20 protein-coding genes and 3 tRNA genes are annotated in these 20,404 nt (G+C 57.7%); 14 read left to right on the top strand and 9 right to left on the bottom strand.

Annotation, left to right across the window (positions count from 1 at the left end):
- Position 1 precedes the first annotated feature (1 nt).
- Complete coding sequence (locus LRL22_RS02385) at positions 2 to 178, top strand: hypothetical protein (RefSeq protein ID WP_155395816.1); 177 nt, start codon at positions 2 to 4, stop codon at positions 176 to 178.
- 2 nt (positions 179 to 180) lie between these two features.
- On the opposite strand, the gene serS is transcribed toward LRL22_RS02385, so the two are convergent.
- The 5 genes from serS to lrp form a co-directional block, all read right to left on the bottom strand.
- Complete coding sequence (gene serS, locus LRL22_RS02380) at positions 181 to 1,476, bottom strand: serine--tRNA ligase (RefSeq protein ID WP_005337087.1); 1,296 nt, start codon at positions 1,474 to 1,476, stop codon at positions 181 to 183.
- Between the two features lie 306 nt (positions 1,477 to 1,782).
- Complete coding sequence (locus LRL22_RS02375; protein ID WP_100646088.1) at positions 1,783 to 3,120, bottom strand: replication-associated recombination protein A; 1,338 nt, start codon at positions 3,118 to 3,120, stop codon at positions 1,783 to 1,785.
- A gap of 76 nt (positions 3,121 to 3,196) precedes the next feature.
- The gene (gene lolA, locus LRL22_RS02370) at positions 3,197 to 3,805 is read right to left on the bottom strand and encodes an outer membrane lipoprotein chaperone LolA (RefSeq protein WP_270904617.1); all 609 of its coding nucleotides are present in this window, start codon (positions 3,803 to 3,805) and stop codon (positions 3,197 to 3,199) included.
- 80 nt (positions 3,806 to 3,885) lie between these two features.
- A complete protein-coding gene (locus tag LRL22_RS02365) occupies positions 3,886 to 6,396 on the bottom strand; it encodes a DNA translocase FtsK (protein ID WP_120414441.1) in 2,511 nt (836 codons plus the stop codon).
- A gap of 202 nt (positions 6,397 to 6,598) precedes the next feature.
- The gene (gene lrp, locus LRL22_RS02360; RefSeq protein WP_005300047.1) at positions 6,599 to 7,090 is read right to left on the bottom strand and encodes a leucine-responsive transcriptional regulator Lrp; all 492 of its coding nucleotides are present in this window, start codon (positions 7,088 to 7,090) and stop codon (positions 6,599 to 6,601) included.
- A 150-nt stretch (positions 7,091 to 7,240) separates the two neighbouring features.
- Between lrp and ald the strand changes: the two genes are divergently transcribed.
- From ald to LRL22_RS02345, 3 genes are all read left to right on the top strand, one after another.
- On the top strand, positions 7,241 to 8,356 hold the full coding sequence (gene ald / locus LRL22_RS02355; RefSeq protein ID WP_005337098.1) for an alanine dehydrogenase: 1,116 nt from the start codon (positions 7,241 to 7,243) through the stop codon (positions 8,354 to 8,356).
- A 185-nt stretch (positions 8,357 to 8,541) separates the two neighbouring features.
- Positions 8,542 to 9,492 (top strand): thioredoxin-disulfide reductase, encoded by a 951-nt coding sequence (gene trxB / locus LRL22_RS02350; RefSeq protein WP_158110050.1) that lies wholly within the window; start codon positions 8,542 to 8,544, stop codon positions 9,490 to 9,492.
- Between the two features lie 62 nt (positions 9,493 to 9,554).
- Positions 9,555 to 10,802, top strand: a complete 1,248-nt coding sequence (locus LRL22_RS02345) for a diguanylate cyclase (protein ID WP_005351207.1) — start codon at positions 9,555 to 9,557, stop codon at positions 10,800 to 10,802.
- 108 nt (positions 10,803 to 10,910) lie between these two features.
- Here LRL22_RS02345 and LRL22_RS02340 read toward each other — a convergent pair whose 3' ends face one another.
- Positions 10,911 to 11,381, bottom strand: coding sequence for a glycine zipper 2TM domain-containing protein (locus tag LRL22_RS02340; RefSeq protein ID WP_058059142.1), 471 nt, complete (start codon positions 11,379 to 11,381; stop codon positions 10,911 to 10,913).
- A gap of 19 nt (positions 11,382 to 11,400) precedes the next feature.
- Between LRL22_RS02340 and aat the strand changes: the two genes are divergently transcribed.
- From aat to infA, 3 genes are all read left to right on the top strand, one after another.
- Positions 11,401 to 12,108, top strand: coding sequence for a leucyl/phenylalanyl-tRNA--protein transferase (gene aat, locus LRL22_RS02335; protein WP_158110048.1), 708 nt, complete (start codon positions 11,401 to 11,403; stop codon positions 12,106 to 12,108).
- Entirely contained in the window at positions 12,105 to 12,821 is a 717-nt protein-coding gene (locus LRL22_RS02330) for an arginyltransferase (protein WP_005337108.1), read from the top strand. Before aat ends, LRL22_RS02330 begins: the two co-directional genes overlap by 4 nt.
- A 68-nt stretch (positions 12,822 to 12,889) precedes the next feature.
- On the top strand, positions 12,890 to 13,108 hold the full coding sequence (gene infA / locus LRL22_RS02325; RefSeq protein ID WP_005300033.1) for a translation initiation factor IF-1: 219 nt from the start codon (positions 12,890 to 12,892) through the stop codon (positions 13,106 to 13,108).
- A gap of 68 nt (positions 13,109 to 13,176) precedes the next feature.
- Here the strand turns inward: infA and clpA are convergent, their stop codons facing one another.
- Positions 13,177 to 15,432 carry an ATP-dependent Clp protease ATP-binding subunit ClpA gene (gene clpA / locus LRL22_RS02320; RefSeq protein WP_270904616.1) on the bottom strand — a complete coding sequence of 752 codons (2,256 nt, stop codon included), beginning with the start codon at positions 15,430 to 15,432 and terminating at the stop codon, positions 13,177 to 13,179.
- Between the two features lie 59 nt (positions 15,433 to 15,491).
- Complete coding sequence (clpS, locus tag LRL22_RS02315; RefSeq protein ID WP_005337111.1) at positions 15,492 to 15,809, bottom strand: ATP-dependent Clp protease adapter ClpS; 318 nt, start codon at positions 15,807 to 15,809, stop codon at positions 15,492 to 15,494.
- A gap of 229 nt (positions 15,810 to 16,038) precedes the next feature.
- Here clpS and cspD point away from each other — a divergent pair, with 229 nt between their 5' ends.
- A complete protein-coding gene (gene cspD / locus LRL22_RS02310) occupies positions 16,039 to 16,257 on the top strand; it encodes a cold shock-like protein CspD (RefSeq protein WP_005300025.1) in 219 nt (72 codons plus the stop codon).
- Positions 16,258 to 16,374: 117 nt separating this feature from the next.
- On the opposite strand, the gene folD is transcribed toward cspD, so the two are convergent.
- Complete coding sequence (gene folD, locus LRL22_RS02305; protein ID WP_005346435.1) at positions 16,375 to 17,229, bottom strand: bifunctional methylenetetrahydrofolate dehydrogenase/methenyltetrahydrofolate cyclohydrolase FolD; 855 nt, start codon at positions 17,227 to 17,229, stop codon at positions 16,375 to 16,377.
- Between the two features lie 213 nt (positions 17,230 to 17,442).
- On the opposite strand from folD, the gene LRL22_RS02300 reads away from it, so the two are divergent.
- From LRL22_RS02300 to LRL22_RS02275, 6 genes are all read left to right on the top strand, one after another.
- Positions 17,443 to 17,519, top strand: a tRNA-Pro gene (locus tag LRL22_RS02300).
- Between the two features lie 37 nt (positions 17,520 to 17,556).
- Positions 17,557 to 17,633, top strand: a tRNA-Arg gene (locus tag LRL22_RS02295).
- A 52-nt stretch (positions 17,634 to 17,685) separates the two neighbouring features.
- Positions 17,686 to 17,761, top strand: a tRNA-His gene (locus tag LRL22_RS02290).
- A gap of 318 nt (positions 17,762 to 18,079) precedes the next feature.
- Positions 18,080 to 18,790, top strand: a complete 711-nt coding sequence (rstA, locus tag LRL22_RS02285; protein ID WP_216977836.1) for a two-component system response regulator RstA — start codon at positions 18,080 to 18,082, stop codon at positions 18,788 to 18,790.
- A gap of 21 nt (positions 18,791 to 18,811) precedes the next feature.
- Positions 18,812 to 20,137 (top strand): two-component system sensor histidine kinase RstB, encoded by a 1,326-nt coding sequence (rstB, locus tag LRL22_RS02280; RefSeq protein ID WP_270904615.1) that lies wholly within the window; start codon positions 18,812 to 18,814, stop codon positions 20,135 to 20,137.
- Between the two features lie 54 nt (positions 20,138 to 20,191).
- Positions 20,192 to 20,374 (top strand): hypothetical protein, encoded by a 183-nt coding sequence (locus tag LRL22_RS02275; protein ID WP_005337116.1) that lies wholly within the window; start codon positions 20,192 to 20,194, stop codon positions 20,372 to 20,374.
- Positions 20,375 to 20,404: the final 30 nt, after the last annotated feature.

Genomic DNA, 20,404 nt, shown 5'->3' with positions numbered 1-20,404 from the left:
GATGTCCTGCGAAATTGCGGCGCAGTCTAACAAAAACGATTGCGCATTGCTTGATAAAAATGTGTTAACTGTTCAAAGCGACGCCGAAAAGCCGCATTTTTTCAGCACTAAAACGGTTGATCGGCGCCAGAATGCACAACGCCATGGCAATGCCATGGCGTTGTGGTCTGCGGCGTGAACTTACCCGATGTGGGTCAGGCCACCCATGTAGGATTGCAGCGCAGCCGGGATGGCGATGCGGCCATCTTCCTGCTGGTAGTTCTCCATCACGGCAACCAGGGTACGACCCACCGCCAGACCGGAACCGTTCAGGGTGTGCAGCAGTTGCGGCTTGCCGTCGATGCGCACGCGAGCTTGCATGCGGCGCGCCTGGAAGTCGGTGCAGTTGGAGACAGAGGAGATCTCGCGGTAAGTGTTCTGGGCCGGCAGCCACACTTCCAGATCGTAGGTCTTGGAAGCGCAGAAGCCCATGTCACCGGTAGAGAGCGCCATCACGCGATATGGCAGCTCCAGCAGTTGCAGCACCTTCTCGGCGTGACCCACCATCTCCTCCAGCGCATCCCAGGATTTCTCCGGGTGAACCAGCTGAACCATTTCAACCTTGTCGAACTGGTGCATACGGATGAGGCCACGGGTATCACGACCGTAGGAACCGGCTTCGGAGCGGAAGCAGGGGCTGTGAGCGGTCATCTTGATCGGCAGCTCTTGCGCGTCAAAGATCTCGTCACGGGCCATGTTGGTGAGCGGCACTTCGGAGGTCGGGATCAGAGAGAACTTGCGCACCTTGCCCTCTTCTTCCCCTTCACCTTCGATACCGGTATTGAACAGGTCCTGGGCAAATTTCGGCAACTGGCCGGTGCCATAGAGGCTGTCCGGGTTCACCAGATAGGGCACGTAGCACTCGGTGTAACCGTGTTGCTGGGTGTGCAGATCCAGCATGAACTGAGCCAGGGCACGGTGCAGACGGGCAATCTGACCCTTCATCACCACGAAACGGGTACCGGAGAGTTTGACGCCGTTTTTGAAGTCAACGCCCTTGGCCGCTTCGCCCAAGTCGATGTGATCGCGTACCGGGAAGCTGAACTCGCGCGGGGTACCCCAGCGACGCACTTCCACGTTGTCGTTCTCGTCACGACCCACCGGCGTGGTCTCGCTCGGCAGGTTGGGGATGGCGTCGGCAATGGCTTTCAGCTGGGCCAGCAGGGCATCCAGCTCGACCTTGCTGGTTTCCAGCTCGTCGTTGATTTTGGTCACTTCGGCCTTGAGCGGGGCAACATCTTCACCACGACGGGCAGCTTCACCGATGGATTTGGAGCGGGCGTTGCGCTCGGCCTGCAGCTCCTGGGTACGGGACTGCAGATCCTTGCGTTTCTCTTCCAGAGCGTTGACAGCCGCTACGTCCAGAACGTAGCCACGTGTCGCCAGACGAGCGGCAGCCTCTTCGATATCGCTGCGCAGATATTTGGGATCCAGCATGGTTTACCTACTTTTTTAAAATGGGATCTGGGCCTGAGTCGTCATGACGGGCTGGGAAACAGATCCGGAAGTTAACATCGGTTGGCGCACCCCAATCGTCTTCAGAATCGGGCCTCAACAATCAGGCCTTCGAGATCAAGAAGATGGCGCAAGGCCAAGACAAGCGGGGTCAGACGGGCAGTGTAGCAGACCGCCCCCCCGCCCGAACAGGGACTATTTGTGTCGTTTTTACCGACTTTGGCACGCAAACCGTCCTGCATATTCAAACGTCTGACCAATTTTCAGCCATGCGAGGTAACAAAAGGGCTATTTGCCCCGTTGCTGCGGACTTTGCCTGTCCAGTTCATGGAGGTAATCGAGCTTCTGGCCAATCTGCTTTTCAAGGCCGCGATCGGTGGGCTGGTAGTACTGCTTGCCCGCCAGCTCGGGCGGAAAATACTGCTCGCCAGCGGCATAGGCGCCCGGCTCGTCATGGGCATAGCGATACTCGGCGCCATAGCCCAGATCGCTCATCAGCTTGGTCGGCGCATTGCGCAGGTGTACCGGCACCTCGAAGTCAGGGAGGTTTTTTGCATCATGAAGCGCCGCCTTCCAGGCGGTATAGACCGCATTGCTTTTCGGGGCGCAGGCGAGATAGACGATCGCCTGGGCGATGGCCCGCTCCCCTTCCGCCGGCCCGATCCGATGGAAACAATCCCAAGCCGACAGGGCGACCTGCATGGCGCGCGGATCGGCATTGCCCACATCTTCCGAGGCAATCGCCAGCAAGCGGCGGGCTATATAGAGGGGATCGCAACCGGCGCTCACCATGCGGGCGTACCAATAGAGCGCCGCATCCGGCGCCGAGCCGCGAATGGATTTGTGCACCGCCGAGATGAGGTCGTAGAAGTGATCGCCCCCCTTGTCGAAGCGGGCCACGTGCTCCCCCACCACGGCGGCGAGCAGGGCACTGTCGATCACCCGCCCCCCTGTGCTGTCGGTTTCGGCCATGTCGGCCAACAGCTCCAGATAGTTGAGGGATTTGCGCCCGTCCCCATCCACCGCCTTGGCCAGCGCCTCTTTGACACCGGGGGCGAAGGTGAGTGCCGGATCATTGAGACCACGGGGATCGGTCATCGCCTGATCGAGCATGGCGAGAATATCGCTCTCCTCCAGTCGCTTGAGCAGATAGACCCGGGCTCGTGAGAGCAGTGCGTTGTTGAGTTCGAACGAGGGGTTTTCGGTAGTGGCACCGATAAAGGTGATGGTGCCATCCTCGATGTGGGGCAGGAACACATCCTGCTGGCTCTTGTTGAAGCGGTGCACCTCATCCACAAACAGGATGGTGCGCACTCCGCGCCAGCTGTTCTCCTTCGCCTTGTCGATAGCGGCGCGGATCTCCTTGATACCGGAGGTGACCGCAGAGAGTCGCTCCACTTCCGCCTGACAGTAGTGAGCCATCAGCTCCGCCAGCGTGGTCTTGCCGGTACCGGGCGGCCCCCACAGGATCATCGAGTGGCAGTGACCCGCCAGAATGGCTTTGCGCAGGGGCTTGTCAGCCCCCAGGATATGTTGCTGACCGATATACTGGTCGAGGTTTTGCGGCCGCATCCGGGCCGCCAGCGGACGAAAGTCCGATGAGAAATCCAGCGACAAGTTGCTCATCTGTATTGACCACCCAACGTCACGCCACTCGCCTTTGACTGGCGCAGTGGCGAGCAATCCAACGACCGCTTGCTCATTAGCGCTGGTCGTCCAGCTCGACCCCCTTCGGGATCTTGAAAACAAATTCGTTGCCCTTGAGCACCGGCTTGCGGTTGAAGCTGCTCAGGGTGAATTCACTCCACTGCCCTTGCGCCTCTTTCACATCGAAACGACTGATGTTGTCTTGTCTGTCGAAGGTGACACGGAAGGAGGCGATCAGCTCATCCTTATTGCGGCTGGTGACGGTATAGACATCTCCCTGCTGGGTCACGTCATAGTTCTTCCAGAACTTGTCGTCATTGCCAGCGATCAGAATAAAGGGGGTGTTGAGCACCGCATCTTTCAGCTTGAGGGCTGTGACCTGCTCGACGAAGGGATCATAGACCCAGACATCCTGACCATCTGCCACGATCAGGCTCTCGTCCGGCGAAGTGGTGTGCCAGTTGAAACGGTTTGGCCGCTGCACCAGCAGGTCGCCGCTGGCCTTTTGCAGCTCCTTGCCCCTGCTGTCATAGACGGTCTGGGCAAATTTGGCGGAGAAGAGGCTCACCCCCGCCAGCTTCTGTTTGAGATCGCTGGCCGCATCGGCCCACACCTGGCTGCTGGCCATCAGCAGCACGGTACCCATCAACAGTTGTTTTTTCATCACGCTCTTCATAAAGACGCTCTCGATAAAAGGCCACGCCCGCGGAGGGCATGGCCAGGGATAGTATGAAACGGTGAGGCTTAGTCCCGCACCGGCGGCGGTGCCAGCACGTCGCGCTGACCATTGCCACCCGGTGAACTGACGATGCCCTGATTCTCCATCTGCTCGATGAGACGGGCTGCCCGGTTGTAACCAATCTTGAACTTGCGCTGGACGCTGGAGGTCGAGCCACGGCGGGACTCCACCACAAAAGCGACCGCTTCGTCGAACAGGGGGTCCAGCTCTTCATCGCCACCACCGCCATATTCGCCGCTGCCACCTTCGCCACCCGACTCACCGGAGAGGATCTCCTCGATGTAGTTCGGCTCGCCGCGCAGTTTCCAGTCTGCCACCACCTTGTGCACTTCGTGGTCATCGACAAACGCACCGTGTACCCGGGTCGGGTTGGAGGTACCGGCCGGCATGTAGAGCATGTCGCCCATGCCGAGCAGAGATTCGGCGCCGCCCTGATCGATGATGGTGCGCGAGTCGATCTTGCTCGACACCTGGAACGAAATACGGGTCGGGATGTTGGCCTTGATAAGACCGGTGATGACATCCACCGACGGACGCTGGGTTGCCAAAATAAGGTGAATACCGGCGGCCCGCGCCTTCTGGGCGATACGGGCGATCAGCTCTTCCACCTTCTTGCCGACGATCATCATCATGTCGGCAAATTCGTCCACCACCACCACGATGTGGGGCAGCTTCTCCAGCTCCGGCGGCATCTGATCCATGGAGTCACCCGGGCGCCACAACGGATCCAGCAGGGGTTCCCCCTCCTCGATGGCGGCCAGCACCTTGTCGTTGTAGCCCTTGAGGTTGCGCACCCCGACTGCCGACATCAGCTTGTAACGGCGTTCCATCTCGCCCACACACCAGCGCAGGGCGTTGGCGGCGTCCTTCATGTCGGTCACCACCTCGGTCAGCAGATGCGGGATCCCTTCGTAGACCGAGAGTTCCAGCATCTTGGGGTCGATCATGATAAAGCGCAGGTCATCGGGGGAGGACTTGTAGAGCATCGAGATGATCATGGTGTTGACCCCCACCGACTTACCGGAACCTGTGGTACCGGCCACCAGCAGGTGCGGCATCTTGGCCAGGTTCACCACCACCGGCTCGCCGGCGATGTCCTGACCCAGGCCCATGGTGAGCGGGTTGCGGCTATCGCGGAAGGCATCGCAGTCAAGGGTTTCGCGCAGGTAAACGGTCTGACGCACCCGGTTGGGCAGCTCGATACCGACATAGGTTTTACCCGGGATCACTTCCACCACCCGCACGCTGCTGGCAGACAAGGAGCGGGCCAGATCGCGCGACAAGTTGGTGATCTTGCTCGCCTTCATGCCCGGCGCCAGATCCAGCTCGAAACGGGTAATGACCGGGCCCGGATAGACACCGACTACCTTGGCCTGCACGTTGTAGTCGGCAAGCTTGGCCTCCACCAGACGGCCCATGCGATCCAGCTCATCCTTGCTCATCATCTGGGTCTTGGCCGGTGGACGGTCGAGCAGTTCGATACTCGGCAACGGCGGCATTGTTGACTGCGGACGACGCTTGGGCTTGGTCGGAGCGACAGCTACCGGCGCGGCGACCTCGTCGTCCCCTTCGGCCCACGGCAGATCCAGATCGTCATCATCATCGGCCACAGCCAGTACCGGCTGACGGCGCCCATTGGCAGCCGCCACCGCACGTTTCGGCTTGGCAGCCGGAGCCGGCTCGTCATCCTCATCATCAAACTGGGGATCGAACTCGAAGGTATCGTCGTCGAGTTCCGGCAGCCACTCTTCGGCGGCAGCCTTCTGGTTCTTGGCCTTGGGCTTGCGAGTCCAGCTGGTGTGCGGCTCATCTTCCTCGTCATCAAACGCGATGGCCCCTACCCCGCCTTCCAGCAAGGGATCCGGCCCCTCGTTGCGGGGTTGACGCCAGCCACCGGTCAGCCAGCGGCCGAGGGTGGTCGGAAAGTGGTAAACAGCGCTGACCGAACCGGTACAGGCCGCGCCGATCTGCTCGACGATCGTGAGCCAGGACCAGCCGGTAAACAGGGTGATGCCGGTTGCCACGAAGCAGAGCAGCATCAGGTTGGCCCCGACGCCGCCAAACAGCGGCACCACTGCAGAAGCAATCACATCCCCCACCAGACCACCGGCGGAGAAGTTTTGCATATCGTTGAAGTTCATGCTGGCAATGGCCGACATGCCGAGCACGGTCAGGATAAAGCCGATGATCCGCACCCCCAGGGTGAGGTAATCCACATCGAGCAGACGGCTCGGGCGCCAGAACAGACTCCAGCCCAGCAGCACCACCAGCGGCGGCACCAGATAGGAGAAGGCCCCAAAGGTAAACATGGTGATATCGGCGAGCCAGGCACCGGCACTACCGGCGAGGTTCTTCACCTCCCCTTGCCAAGAGGTCTGGGACCAGCCGGGATCAGCGGGATGATAGGACAACAGGGCAAGCAGAAGATAAGCAGCCATCAGGGTGATGGCGATCAAGACGGCTTCGAAGATCCGTTGTGTACCTGATAAAGGAGTAAACAGCTTTTTATCGGCCAAACTCCGGCTCCTTTCTGAAAACATGTAATGCAGGAAATAAGGGGGCCTAGTATCCCCGAAAAGCCCATCGATTGTCAGCCAGAGCCTGATGAGACGGGGCCATATTTGCAATTATCTTTACAAGAAGAAACGAGCGGACCGGCCGCTCGTTTCTGACTGTCATGGTGTCTCATATGGAAAAGATACCACGGCATAACCTGCTTTATCGGGTGCTGATCACCAGACGACTGCTCTGCTTGACCTCTTCCATCACCACGTAGGTGCGGGTGTCATTGACACCGGGCAGACGCAGCAGGGTTTCCCCCAACAGACGGCGGTAAGCCGACATGTCGCTGACTCGGGTCTTGAGCAGATAGTCGAAGTCACCGGAAACCAGATGACACTCCTGGATCTCTTCGAGCACCTGAACAGCCTTGTTGAACTGTTCAAACACATCAGGCGCCCCGCGATTGAGGGTTATCTCTACAAACACCAGCAGAGATGCGTCCAGATAATGAGGGTTCAGAATAGCGGCATATCCTTCGATATAACCTTGTCGCTCGAGGCGACGAACCCGTTCCAGACACGGTGTAGGACTCAGGCCAACTCGCTTGGACAACTCAACATTCGAAATCCTGCCATCCTTTTGCAGTTCATTAAGAATGTTGCGGTCAATCCTGTCCAAATCCTTTAGCCGACTCTTAGCTTCCATCATTTTATTCCATCCTTTGGCTATTTTTTGGTAAGAATCACCAGTCATTTTATAATTATGGTCACAAATCCTGTCAATACCTGAATATACTAGGCGCAAATGTTGGTTAACATTTTGGCAACATGAAACACCAATCTATAGACGAGGGATAGCATGATTATCGGTGTACCTAAAGAGATAAAAAACCATGAATACCGCGTAGGCATGGTTCCGGCCAGTGTACGTGAACTGACAGCACGAAACCATACTGTTTTCGTCCAAAGCGGTGCCGGAAACGGCATTGGCTTCAGCGATGCAGATTATATCGCTGTTGGAGCCGAAATTTTGGCCTCTGCTGCAGAGGTTTTCGCCAAAGCCGAGATGATCGTCAAGGTCAAGGAACCTCAGCCTGTCGAATGTGCCATGCTGCGTCCGGGTCAGACCCTGTTCACCTATCTGCATCTGGCGCCAGACTTGCCCCAGACCGAAGCCCTGCTGAAAAGCGGCGCCATCTGTATCGCCTATGAAACCGTCACCGACGGCCGTGGCGGCCTGCCCCTGCTGGCCCCCATGTCGGAAGTGGCCGGACGCATGTCTATTCAGGCGGGTGCCCAAGCGCTGGAAAAATCGCGCGGTGGTAGCGGTGTGCTGCTCGGCGGCGTACCCGGTGTCGAACCGGCCAAGGTGGTGATCATCGGCGGCGGCGTGGTCGGCTCCAATGCAGCCCGCATGGCCATTGGCCTGCGCGCGGACGTGACCATCCTCGACAACAACGTCGATACCTTGCGCCGTCTTGATAACGAGTTCCAGGGAGCAGCCAAGGTGGTCTACTCCAACAGCGAGACGCTGGAGCGCCATCTGCTGGCGGCCGATCTGGTCATCGGCGGCGTGCTGGTACCGGGTGCCACTGCGCCAAAACTTGTCCGCCGTGACCACATTGCGCGCATGAAGCCGGGTTCTGCTATCGTCGATGTGGCCATCGATCAGGGCGGCTGTGTGGAAACCTCCCACGCCACCACCCACCAGGATCCGACCTATATTGTCGATGAGGTGGTGCACTACTGTGTCGCCAACATGCCAGGGGCGGTGGCCCGCACCTCGACCGTGGCGCTCAACAATGCCACCCTCCCCTTTATTATCAAGCTGGCCCAGCAAGGGTATCGTCAGGCACTGCTGAGCGACCCCAACCTGTTGCACGGGCTCAACGTGATGGAGGGCAAGCTCACTTGCAAGGAAGTGGCCGTGGCACATGGCCTTGCCTACACGGATCCCCTGACCCTGCTGAACTGATCTGCGCTGGCCTGCGCCAGTTGGAGATGAGTGAAAATCCGCCCGCGATGGGCGGTTTTTTTATTCCTTTATTTTGCATGTCACCCCTTGTGAACACGATTAGTGCAATCGACTCACCAGCCTTTGACCCCGGATCACGAATTACCTACAATCGCGCAAACTCATCACATCCCGGAAATGACATCATGAGCCAAGTCACTCACAGCAAATTGCTGATCTTAGGGTCAGGCCCGGCCGGTTACACCGCGGCCGTCTACGCCGCCCGTGCCAACCTCAATCCCCTGCTCATCACCGGCATGCAGCAAGGGGGTCAGCTGACCACCACCACCGAAGTGGAAAACTGGCCAGGTGATCCGGAAGGGCTGACCGGCCCTGCCCTGATGGAGCGCATGAAAGAGCATGCAGAGAAGTTCGATACCCGCATCCTGTTTGATCACATCAACAGTGTCGAACTGACTCAACGCCCGTTCCGTCTCAAGGGCGACAACGGCGAATACACCTGCGATGCCCTGATCATCGCGACCGGTGCCTCCGCCAAGTATCTGGGTCTGCCCTCCGAAGAGGCCTTCAAGGGGCGCGGCGTCTCTGCCTGTGCCACCTGTGACGGTTTCTTCTACCGCAATCAGGAAGTGGCGGTGATCGGCGGCGGCAACACCGCTGTGGAAGAGGCCTTGTATCTGGCCAACATCGCCAAGAAAGTGCACCTGATCCACCGCCGCGACGAATTCCGTGCCGAGAAGATCCTGATCAAGCGTCTGCACGACAAGGTTGCGAGCGGCAACATCGTGCTGCACACCCACCAGACCCTGGACGAAGTGCTGGGTAACCAGATGGGAGTCACCGGTGTGCGCCTGCGCAACACTCAGGACAACAGCACCAGCGAGCTGCCGCTGATGGGCGTCTTCATCGCCATCGGCCACCAGCCCAATACCCAGATCTTCGATGGCCAGCTGGAGATGCAAAACGGCTATCTGAAGGTACGTGGCGGCCTCGACGGTTTTGCCACCCAGACCAGCATTGAAGGTGTCTTCGCTGCCGGCGATGTGGCCGACCACAACTACCGTCAGGCGATCACCTCTGCCGGTACCGGCTGCATGGCAGCTCTCGATGCCGAACGCTACCTCGACGCGCAATAAACAAGCGCAGATGTGATATAAGGCATACCAGTCGGTATGCCTTTTTTATTTAAAGGAGTCTAATGAAACAGAAGATATTGATTGTCGAAGATAGCCTGACCATCCGCCGTATGCTGACTCAGGCCATTGCCCAGCAGACAGGCCTCGAGATTGACGCCTTCGATACCCTCGAAGGCGCTCGTCACTGTCGGGGCGAGGAGTATGTGGTCGCGCTGGTGGACCTGACCTTGCCGGATGCGCCCCGTGGCGAAGCGGTCAACGAGCTGCTGGCTCGAGGTTTGCCGGTGGTGATCCTCACTGCCGACATCAGCGAGGATAAACGTGCCGCCTGGCTGGAAACCGGCGTGCTGGACTATGTGATGAAGGATTCGCGCCACTCGCTGCAATATGCCGTCAGTCTGGTGCACCGCCTCTATCTCAACCAGTCCATCGAAGTGCTGGTGGTCGACGACTCACGCACCTCCCGTCACCGCACCATGGCCCAGTTGCGCAAGCAGTTGTTGCAGGTGCATGAGGCCAGTCATGCCCGTGAAGCGATGGCGATGCTGGAGCAACACCCGGACATCCGGCTGGCACTGGTCGACTACTATATGCCGGATATCGATGGCATCAGTCTGGTGCGGATGCTGAGAGAGCGATACAGCAAGCAGCAGCTCGCGATTATCGGGATCTCGGTCTCGGACAAGCGCGGTCTCTCTGCTCGCTATCTCAAGCAGGGCGCCAACGACTTTCTCAACCAGCCGTTCGAGCCGGAAGAGCTGCAGTGTCGGGTCAGCCACAATCTGGAAGCCCTCGAGCAGTTCAACAGCATTCAGGAGTCAGCCAATCGCGACTACCTGACCGGTCTCTACAACCGACGTTACTGGTTCAACGAAGGGCAAAAATGGTTTGAAGAGCATCAGCGCCAGCAGACGCCTCTGGCACTCTGTGTGCTCGATGTGGATCACTTCAAGCAGGTCAACGATCACTGGGGCCATGCCATCGGCGATCAACTGCTCTGCCATCTGACCCGGCTACTGACCCAGTTCTTCCCCGATGCCATGATCGCCCGATTTGGCGGAGAGGAGTTTGCCATGATGGTGCCTCACTGTACCGTCCCCGTGTTGATCAAGCGTCTTGAAGGGCTGCGTCAGCAGCTGCGCCAGCAACCCTTGTCACCGGAAACCCCGCTCTTTGTTCGCGCCAGTTACGGCGTGATCAGCGTCGGGCGGATATCCATGGACGAGGCGCTGAGCGTAGCGGATCGGCTGCTCTATCAGGCAAAGAACACCGGTCGCGACAAGATAGTCTCTCAAGAGACAGCTATCTGAATCCTCAGGGCATCAGTCCCGTGTATTACCGCCCGACAGACTTTCCAGCAGGAGAGTCTGCGGGTTCCTTTCCTGCCACAGTCTCCCCATCACAATGACTATCGAAAGTCAGTAAGTCTTGTCGACCCGCACCCCATCATCGAAGTAGAGAATGCGCACCTTGTCCCCATTGGTAAAAACCATGGCGGGATCATAATCCTGGATCACGTTGATAAGGGCATTTTGCTCGTTGCGGATCAGCAGCTCCACCAGCTTGTTTTCCACCACTGTTCCCCCGGACTGGTATTGCTGCGCAGCCGCAGCACCTGCGAGCGCGCCGACGGCGGTGGCGATTTCACGGCCATGACCGCCGCCAAACTGGTTGCCCAGCAGGCCGCCCAACACGGCACCACCCAGCGTCTTCCAGCCAGAGTGCTCTGACTCCAGGATCTGGCGCTGGGTAATATTGCGCACCGTTTCGACCTGACCAAACACCACCTGATTGACCGGCCGCGCGGTATTGCGCTGGTAGACCTCCGCCCCGGCGGGCGCCGTGACAAAGCAGAGCAAGCTGGATACTATCAGGATAATGGCCTTCATCTATGAACCTCGTTGCCTTATGTCTCGCTATCTTACCCAACTGGATGATGAGCTTTGCTGGTTTCCCGACCCCAGCCATGCGCTGGAAGAGCCCAACGGCTTGCTGGCGATCGGCGGGGATCTCTCCCCAGCCAGATTGCTGGCAGCTTACCACAAGGGGATCTTCCCGTGGAATGAACCCCACCAGCCGACCCTGTGGTGGTCACCGGATCCCCGCGGAGTGATCCGCCCCGATCAGCTGCATGTGGGGCGTACCTTGCAGAAGATTATCCGCAAAACCCCATTCGATATTTCCGTCAATCGCGCCTTTAATGAAGTCATCACCGCCTGCGCCGCCCCTCGTCGCACTGCCGATGGCACCTGGATCAGCCAACCCATGATCGAGGCCTACCAGCAGTTGCACCGGCTGGGTCATGCCCACTCTATCGAGATCTGGCAGGAGGGAGAGCTGCAAGCGGGACTGTATGGCCTCTCTATCGGCCGACTGTTTTGCGGTGAATCCATGTTCAGCCGGATTGATAACGGCGCCAAACTTGCCATGGTGGCACTCTGTCGCCACTTCGCCCGCCATCGCGGCGCTCTCATCGATTGCCAGATGCAGAACCCGTTTCTGGCGACCCTGGGTATCGAGGAGTGGCCAAGGGCCCGTTTCCTGGCCGAGCTGGCGCGCCTTGGCCATCAACCACTGTTGGCTTCCTGCTGGCAAGAGGGGGAGATCAGCCTATGACTGAAGAAGTGATCCTTAAAGTAGGGCTGACTCCCAAGCATCCCTGCAGTTATCTGGACCATGAACAGGAGCAGTTGCTGGTGCTGATGGATCACAATCTGCTCAACGCCAACGGTTACGAGCGATTGTTGACTGCCGGTTTTCGCCGCAGTGGCAACGACATCTATCGCCCCCACTGCCCGGCGTGCCATGCCTGCCAATCCCTTCGTATTCACAGCGAACGCTTTCGTCCCAGCCGCGGCCAGAAGCGGATCCGCCAGCTCAACAGGGATATCGAGATCGTCCTGAGCTATGATGACAAACCCGAGTATTACCTGCTCTACGAACGCTATATCCGCGAACGCCATCACGATGGCAGCATGTATCCCCCCAACCGCAGCCAGTATCGCGGTTTTCTCCATTGTGACTGGATGCCACCACTCTATCTGGAGATGCGCAAAGAGGGCCGCCTGATCGGTGTCGCCACCACAGACCTGCTGCCCCACTCCTTGAGCGCCATGTACACCTTCTTCGATCCAGATTATGCCGATCGCTCCCTGGGCACCTTTGCCATCCTCTGCCAGCTCGATCTGGCCAAGCGAACAGGGCGAAGCTGGCTCTATCTTGGCTATCTGGTGGAGGCGTGCCGCAAGATGAATTACAAGCGCAATTATCTCCCTCACGAGCTGTTAATTCAGGGGGAATGGAAAAATATCGACACCAAGCCCGAGTAAACTTTACACATAGCCTTAAATCCGGCATGATCCAGCGGTTTTTTGTTGTGGCTTATCAAGAGGATTCAATGGCTAAAGAAGACAGTATTGAGATGCAGGGCACTATTCTCGAAACCCTGCCCAATACCATGTTCCGTGTGGAACTGGAGAATGGTCACGTGGTTATCGCTCATATTTCAGGCAAGATGCGCAAAAACTACATTCGTATCCTGACTGGAGACAAAGTAACGGTAGCACTGACTCCCTACGATCTCTCCAAGGGACGTATTGTTTTCCGCTCTCGCTAAGCCAGGAATTCAGCAAAAAACCCCAACCTTTCGGTTGGGGTTTTTTGTCGTTTTCTGATCACTGACGCTTAGTGGGAAACAGCTTCAACATTGACCTGAAAATCAAAGCTGAGGCTGTCATTTACCAACTCAACCTTCACAATTCCCCCGTCAACCAGTGAGCCGAACAGGATCTCGTTGGCCAGGGGTTTCTTGAGGTGCTCCTGGATCACCCGCCCCATCGGTCTGGCGCCCATGGCTCTGTCATATCCCTTCTCTGCCAACCAGTGGCGGGCACGCTCGGACACCTCGAGAGAGACTCCCTTCGCATCCAGTTGAACCTGCAATTCGACAATAAACTTGTCGACCACCTGATGGATCACCGTCATATCCAGATGGTTGAACCAGATGGTGTGATCAAGCCGGTTACGGAACTCCGGACTGAATGTCTTGTTGATCACCGCCATGGCATCGTGGCTCAAATCCTGTTGCTGGAAGCCAATCGATTTGCGTTGGGTCTCCTGCACACCGGCGTTGGTAGTCATCACCAAAATGACGTTACGGAAATCCGCCTTGCGCCCGTTGTTGTCGGTCAAGGTGCCGTTGTCCATCACCTGCAACAGCAGATTGAATACGTCCGGGTGAGCTTTCTCAATTTCGTCAAGCAACACAACGGAATGAGGATGCTTGATCACCGCATCAGTCAGCAGACCACCCTGCTCAAAACCAACATAGCCGGGAGGCGCACCAATCAGGCGTGAGACGGTGTGGCGTTCCATGTACTCGGACATATCAAAGCGCAGCATCTCGACACCCAATGCCTTGCCCAACTGCTGGGTCACCTCTGTTTTACCAACACCGGTAGGACCGGCAAACAAGAAGCAACCAACCGGGCGACGCTCGTTACCCAAACCTGAACGAGAAAGGCGAATCGCATCGGTCAGCACCTCGATGGCTTTATCCTGACCAAAGACCACCATCTTCAGATTGCGCTCCAGGTTCTTCAGCACCTCTTTATCCGAGGAAGAAACTGATTTCTCCGGAATGCGGGCGATCTTGGCTACGATGGACTCAATTTCCTGCACATTGATCACTTTCTTGCGCTTGCTCGCCGGCAGCAACCGCTGACCGGCACCCGCTTCGTCGATCACGTCGATCGCCTTGTCGGGTAGGTGACGATCATTGATGTACTTGGCGGAGAGCTCGGCAGCTGCACGGATCGCCTTGGCGGTATAGCGTACACCGTGGTGGGCTTCGTAGCGACTCTTGAGCCCCATCAGGATGCGAGTGGTGTCATCGATAGTCGGCTCGACAATATCGATCTTCTGGAAGCGACGGGCCAGCGCACGGTCTTTCTCGAAGATCTGGGCGTACTCCTGATAAGTGGTGGATCCCACACAACGGAGCAAACCATTTGAGAGCAGCGGCTTGATCAGGTTGGCCGCATCCAGCTGACCACCGGATGCCGCACCGGCACCAATGATGGTATGGATCTCGTCGATAAAGAGGATGGCCCCTTCCTGACGCTCAATCTGCTTGAGCAGTACCTTGAGGCGCTTCTCGAAATCACCACGGTATTTAGTGCCCGCCAGCAGACAACCCATATCCAGCGAATAGATGGTACTGCCCGCAATCACCTCGGGGACATCCCCCTTGACGATGCGATAGGCCAACCCTTCGGCAATGGCTGTTTTGCCCACACCGGCTTCACCCACCAGCAGCGGGTTGTTCTTGCGACGGCGGCAGAGCACCTGAATGGTACGATTGAGCTCCTGATCACGGCCAATCAGCGGATCGATGCGCCCTTCCAGCACCAGCTGGTTCAGGTTGGTGGCAAAGCTCTCGATCTGTGCGGCCGAGACATCATCATCAGACTCGGGATTGTTATTGCTGCCGAGATCCGGCTTGCTGTCCTTGCGCACACCGTGGGAGAGGAAATTGACGACGTCGAGACGGCTGATCTCGGCTTTTTTCAGGAAATAGGCAGCTTGTGACTCCTGCTCACTGAAGATAGCGACCAGCACGTTGGCGCCGCTGACTTCGGTATTGCCGGAGGATTGCACATGGAAGACGGCACGCTGCAACACGCGCTGGAAGCCCAGTGTCGGCTGGGTTTCACGATCTTCATCATCGCGCGGTATGAGCGGAGTGGTTTGGGTGATGAATGCGCGTATCTCCTTGCGCATCTGCTCAACATCGGCACCACAAGAGCTCAGCGCCTCATGGGCTGAACTGTTATCCAGAAGGGCTAACAACAGGTGCTCGACGGTCATGAATTCGTGGCGCTCATCACGGGCCAGTTTGAAAGCCTCGTTCAGCGTCTTTTCTAGATCTTTATTCAACATAGGCACCTCCCCTAGTACAGCTACAATGTGGTGTCACACTCGCCATCAAGTCATCAGATTCAAGCCTTTTCCATAGTACAGAGCAGTGGATGTTCGTTGTTACGTGCATAGGTGTTGACCTGGACAACCTTGGTTTCGGCGATCTCTGCGGTAAACATGCCGCAGACACCCTTACCACTATAATGCACACTCAGCATGACCTGAGTCGCCTTGTCCAAATCCATACCAAAGAACTTTTGCAGCACCTCCACCACGAACTCCATCGGGGTGTAGTCATCGTTGTTCAACACAACTTTATACATGGGTGGCGGCTGCAGCTTTGTTTTCTCTGCTTCTGCAATCTCTTCATTAGCAAAGAGTTCTTTCTGCTTGCTCATAATCGCGCTTTGGTACCTCTAGATTACTACCGTCTAACACAAGGTTGTCAATAGACTTGTTAACCAGATCACATCAGCTGTTAACAACTTCTTGACTCGCTCAAAAGTTAGACTAGATTGGTTACTTGCTAATCTGTGCCCGTCTGCTATGGGCCCATGTCCCTAGTTATAAAGGGCTGGCGCAGGTTACTCAACGACTTCTGGGTAATCAATAAAAGGATGTAGAAGTATGGCAACCGGCACAGTTAAGTGGTTTAACAACGCAAAAGGATTTGGGTTTATCTGTCCGGAAGGGGGCGGTGAGGATATCTTCGCTCACTACTCCACGATTCAAATGGAGGGCTACAAGACCCTGAAAGCGGGTCAGGCTGTCAATTTTGAACTGCAACAGGGGCCGAAAGGAAATCACGCCTCTGTGATTGTGCCAAACGAAGCACAAAATATGTAAATAACACCCGTTGGATAAATAAAAAACCGGTTCCTCTCTGAGCAACCGGTTTTTTATTGTCAGATTTCTGGCGAATCCTGCCTCCTCACGGGATCACAGAGTTATCACCAGCCATGATCAGTCGTGATATTCACTGCAGGCGATCAGGGTATTTTCCATCAGGCTGGCGACCGTCATCGGGCCCACACCACCGGGTACCGGAGTAATGAAGGAGGCATGGCTGCGCGCCGTCTCAAACTCCACATCCCCGACCAGCGAGCCATCAGCCAGGCGATTGATGCCCACATCGATTACCAGTGCCCCCGGTTTGATCCACTCGCCAGGAATGAAGTTGGGCTTGCCGACTGCGACAACCAGCAGATCGGCACGGCGTACCTGATCTTCCAGATCCCGGGTAAAACGGTGACAGGTCGTGGTCGTGCAGCCCGCCAGCAGCAATTCGAGGGTCATGGGACGCCCCACTATGTTGGACGCTCCCACCACGACCGCATGCAGACCGTGCGTCTTCACGCCGGTGGTCTCGATCAGCGTCATGATCCCTTTCGGAGTGCAGGGGCGCAGCGCCGGAATACGTTGTGCCAGACGGCCGACGTTATACGGGTGGAATCCATCTACATCCTTGTCAGGCTGGATCCGCTCCAATACCTGAGTGGTATCAAAGTGATCCGGCAACGGCAACTGAACCAGAATGCCATCTACGTGGCTATCCGCATTCAACTGGTCAATCAGCGCCAGCAGCTCTTCCTGACTGGCAGTGGCACTCAGATCATAGGAGCGGGAGAGAAACCCCACCTCCTCACATGCCCGGCGTTTGCTGCCGACATAGACCTGAGAGGCGGGATCCGCCCCCACCAGAATGACTGCCAGCCCTGGAGCCCGTTTCCCTGCCGCCAACCGCTGTTGGACTTGCGCCGCGACCTGGCTGCGAATCGTTTGCGCAACCTGTTTTCCATCTATGATTTTGGCAGACATCGTTCTCCACTCACCATGTGTTCAACTGCCGCGCATTGTCGCATTTTTTTAGCCGGGATGTTAGCGGCAGACGCGCGCCATACCTGTAGCGGGCAATAAGTAGGCACTTGAATTTACTGGGGGAAAAAGTCGTTGACGCTGGCCCTTACGCTTGGCTATGATGCCCGCCCGTTGCCCAGTACGACTCTTGTCGATATGCTGGTCAGGGATTTTCGGTGATTAGCGCAGCCCGGTAGCGCATCTGGTTTGGGACCAGAGGGTCAAAGGTTCGAATCCTTTATCACCGACCATGTTCATCGACTCGTCTTCAAGACGTGTTGGTACAAAGCGCCCTTAGCTCAGTTGGATAGAGCAACGGCCTTCTAAGCCGTGGGTCGCAGGTTCGAATCCTGCAGGGCGCGCCATTGATGCTCTCCTTTTCTTCTGGGTTGGCGAGCGTTGATGACAATTTCAGTGGTGGCTGTAGCTCAGTTGGTAGAGTCCCGGATTGTGATTCCGGTTGTCGTGGGTTCGAGCCCCATCAGCCACCCCATTATTCTGTCGATAATCGCCGTAAGGTGATGTCCATCGACTTGGTGCAGTGACCTTCTGGTCTACACCACAAAAAAACCGGCCTTGGCCGGTTTTTTTGTTTTTACGCCCGACAGCGCCTTGCCTTGTCTACAAGGCCATCATCCTCCAGATCGATAAACGCGGCTCTGCCCATTTGTCACGATTCGCGCCTCCCCATCGATACACACAGCCACACTCCCCCACGCACCAGCCTGCCCGGTTCTTTTTCTGTATTTCCCAAGCGCCATTGATATGCTGATCGCTCTTCTTCTCTCCTGCTTCCCGTTGGAGCTTTTCTATGCAACGCATTCTTTTTGTCGAAGATGATCCCGAGATTGGCCAGCTCATCAGCAGTTGGCTCGGCCGCCACGATATGGAAGTGATCCTCGAGCCCAGAGGGGACATGGCGCTGGCCCGGATCGAGGCCGAACAGCCCGATCTGGTGCTGCTCGATATCATGTTGCCGGGGCAAGATGGCATGTCCCTCTGTCGGGATCTGCGGCCGCGCTTCGACGGCCCCATCGTAATGCTCACCTCGCTGGATAGCGACATGAACCAGATCCTGAGTCTGGAGCTGGGCGCCAACGACTACATCCTTAAAACCACCCCGCCCCCCGTGCTACTGGCCAGACTGAGGGTGCAGTTTCGCCAGCACCAGCAAGCATCAACCCAACCGGCAGCCACCAGCAGCGTTCCCCAGCAGCTGCAATTTGGTCGGCTGCGGGTGGATGGCCCGGGGCGAGATGTGCGCCTCGATGGCGAGAGCATTGCTCTCTCGACCGCCGATTTTGATCTGTTGTGGGAACTCGCTTGTCACGCCGGCCAGATCCTGGGGCGGGAAGCTCTCTTTCGCAGCTTGCGCGGCCGGGAGTACGACGGTCAGGATCGCAGCATGGATGTGGCCATCTCCCGCCTGCGCCGCAAACTGGGTGATAACCCTGACAACCCGACCCGGATCAAGACGGTGCGCCAGAAAGGCTACCTCTTCGTCCCCCACGCCTGGGAATAACCCTCTTTCGGGAGCACCGCCATGCGCCGTCTCTTTATCCAGTTCTATCTGTTGCTGATCGGCTGCTTCACCCTGGCCATCCTGCTGGTGGGCGTGGTCTATCAGGTGACCGCCGAACGGGCGGGTGATCGCTATCTCGAACGCATGATGCAGGGCTCTCTTGGCCTGTTGACCGGCGAGTTGGCAAGAACCCCGCCAGAGCGCTGGCCCGATCGGCTGGCCGAGCAGAGCAGCCAGTTTACCCTCCCCCTCAAGATCGGCGAGCTGGTGCACCAGCCCCTGGCCAGCGAGGATCAGGCCTTTCTGGCTGCTGGCAACATTGTCATCGTCGAGGAGGATGACACCTTCCTGCAGCGCATCCCCGATACCGACCGGGTGCTGATTGTCGGCCCTGTACCCTACCTCTCCTACCTGCACGAGCTGCACTGGGTCGATGTGGGGCTCTTGCTGGTGATCGGCCTCTCTCTCGGCCTGCCCATCCTTCTGTGGCTGCGTCCCCACTGGCGCGGCTTGCAACAGTTGGAGCAAACCGCACGTCGCGTAGGCGATGGGGATCTCTCCTGCCGAACCAATCTGCCACCGGGAAGCAGTCTGGCCCGGGTGGGACGCACCTTCGATCAAATGGCGACCCAATTGCAGGCCATGATTGCCAGCCGCAAACAACTGACCGATGCCATCGCCCACGAGTTGCGCACCCCGCTGGTCCGGTTGCGCTATCGGCTTGCCATGCTCGATCCTGCCCCTGCCGAGCAGGAGCAGCAGGCGCTGGAGCGTGATCTGGGAGCGCTGGACGCCCTGATCGAAGAGATGCTCACCTATGCCAGGCTGGATAGACCCGAGCTGCCGTTGCAGCGCGACGAGCTGGAGCTCAGCCACTGGGCACAAACGCATCTCGGCGACTGGCAAGCGCTGGCACCCGAAAAGAGGCTCACCCTCGATCTGCCGCCACGTCACATGCCCTGGTGCGGCGATCAGCGTCTGCTGACCCGCGCGGTGGAGAACCTCATCGGCAATGCCCTGCGCTACGCCGAGAGCGAGGTTACCCTCTCCATCTCGCGGCTGCAGGAGAACTATCTGCTGGAGGTGAGCGACGATGGACCGGGGATCGATCCGGCGCTGGCGCCCCAGATCTTCGAGCCGTTCGTGCGTCTTGATCAGAGTCGGGATCGTCGCACCGGCGGAACCGGGTTGGGGCTGGCCATCGTGCGCAGCATTGCCCGTCATCACGGGGGGGATGTGGCGTTGCTGGCCAGTGACCACGGCGCCCGCTTCTGCCTCACCCTGCCTGTACATTTGGATACAAACCGTCACCAACCGCTCACTGAAGGGCCGCTGCAACCGTCATAGGATGACTGTCATGGAGAACGCTCCATAACATCAACCCGAATAAGGAAATTGAACATGAAAAAGATCATTCCCCTGACCCTGGCTGCCGTCTTCGCCCTCACCTCCGGTTTCACCATGGCGGCCACCCCGACCAAGACAGCCACGCCGCAGGCGACCCAGACCAAGGTGGTGAAAAAACACCATAAAGCCACACACGCCAAGACCCCTGCCGTCAAAGTCGCGCCGAAAACCAAGTGATCCAACCGGTCACTGGATATCACAGAGGGA

The organism is Aeromonas sp. PI_26 (assembly GCF_027854445.1).
GTDB lineage: Bacteria > Pseudomonadota > Gammaproteobacteria > Enterobacterales > Aeromonadaceae > Aeromonas > Aeromonas veronii.
Note: the sequence above shows the minus strand (reverse complement) of the source record. Positions and strands in the feature narration are given on the sequence as shown.

Bases quoted from the DNA above. Each gene is read 5' to 3' on its own strand.
- LRL22_RS02385 (WP_155395816.1), top strand. From the start codon at position 2: ATGTCCTGCGAAATTGCGGCGCAGTCTAACAAAAACGATTGCGCATTG.
- serS (WP_005337087.1), bottom strand. From the start codon at position 1,476: ATGCTGGATCCCAAATATCTGCGCAGCGATATCGAAGAGGCTGCCGCT.
- LRL22_RS02375 (WP_100646088.1), bottom strand. From the start codon at position 3,120: ATGAGCAACTTGTCGCTGGATTTCTCATCGGACTTTCGTCCGCTGGCG.
- lolA (WP_270904617.1), bottom strand. From the start codon at position 3,805: ATGAAAAAACAACTGTTGATGGGTACCGTGCTGCTGATGGCCAGCAGC.
- lrp (WP_005300047.1), bottom strand. From the start codon at position 7,090: ATGATGGAAGCTAAGAGTCGGCTAAAGGATTTGGACAGGATTGACCGC.
- ald (WP_005337098.1), top strand. From the start codon at position 7,241: ATGATTATCGGTGTACCTAAAGAGATAAAAAACCATGAATACCGCGTA.
- trxB (WP_158110050.1), top strand. From the start codon at position 8,542: ATGAGCCAAGTCACTCACAGCAAATTGCTGATCTTAGGGTCAGGCCCG.
- LRL22_RS02345 (WP_005351207.1), top strand. From the start codon at position 9,555: ATGAAACAGAAGATATTGATTGTCGAAGATAGCCTGACCATCCGCCGT.
- LRL22_RS02340 (WP_058059142.1), bottom strand. From the start codon at position 11,381: ATGAAGGCCATTATCCTGATAGTATCCAGCTTGCTCTGCTTTGTCACG.
- aat (WP_158110048.1), top strand. From the start codon at position 11,401: ATGTCTCGCTATCTTACCCAACTGGATGATGAGCTTTGCTGGTTTCCC.
- LRL22_RS02330 (WP_005337108.1), top strand. From the start codon at position 12,105: ATGACTGAAGAAGTGATCCTTAAAGTAGGGCTGACTCCCAAGCATCCC.
- infA (WP_005300033.1), top strand. From the start codon at position 12,890: ATGGCTAAAGAAGACAGTATTGAGATGCAGGGCACTATTCTCGAAACC.
- clpA (WP_270904616.1), bottom strand. From the start codon at position 15,432: ATGTTGAATAAAGATCTAGAAAAGACGCTGAACGAGGCTTTCAAACTG.
- clpS (WP_005337111.1), bottom strand. From the start codon at position 15,809: ATGAGCAAGCAGAAAGAACTCTTTGCTAATGAAGAGATTGCAGAAGCA.
- cspD (WP_005300025.1), top strand. From the start codon at position 16,039: ATGGCAACCGGCACAGTTAAGTGGTTTAACAACGCAAAAGGATTTGGG.
- folD (WP_005346435.1), bottom strand. From the start codon at position 17,229: ATGTCTGCCAAAATCATAGATGGAAAACAGGTTGCGCAAACGATTCGC.
- rstA (WP_216977836.1), top strand. From the start codon at position 18,080: ATGCAACGCATTCTTTTTGTCGAAGATGATCCCGAGATTGGCCAGCTC.
- rstB (WP_270904615.1), top strand. From the start codon at position 18,812: ATGCGCCGTCTCTTTATCCAGTTCTATCTGTTGCTGATCGGCTGCTTC.
- LRL22_RS02275 (WP_005337116.1), top strand. From the start codon at position 20,192: ATGAAAAAGATCATTCCCCTGACCCTGGCTGCCGTCTTCGCCCTCACC.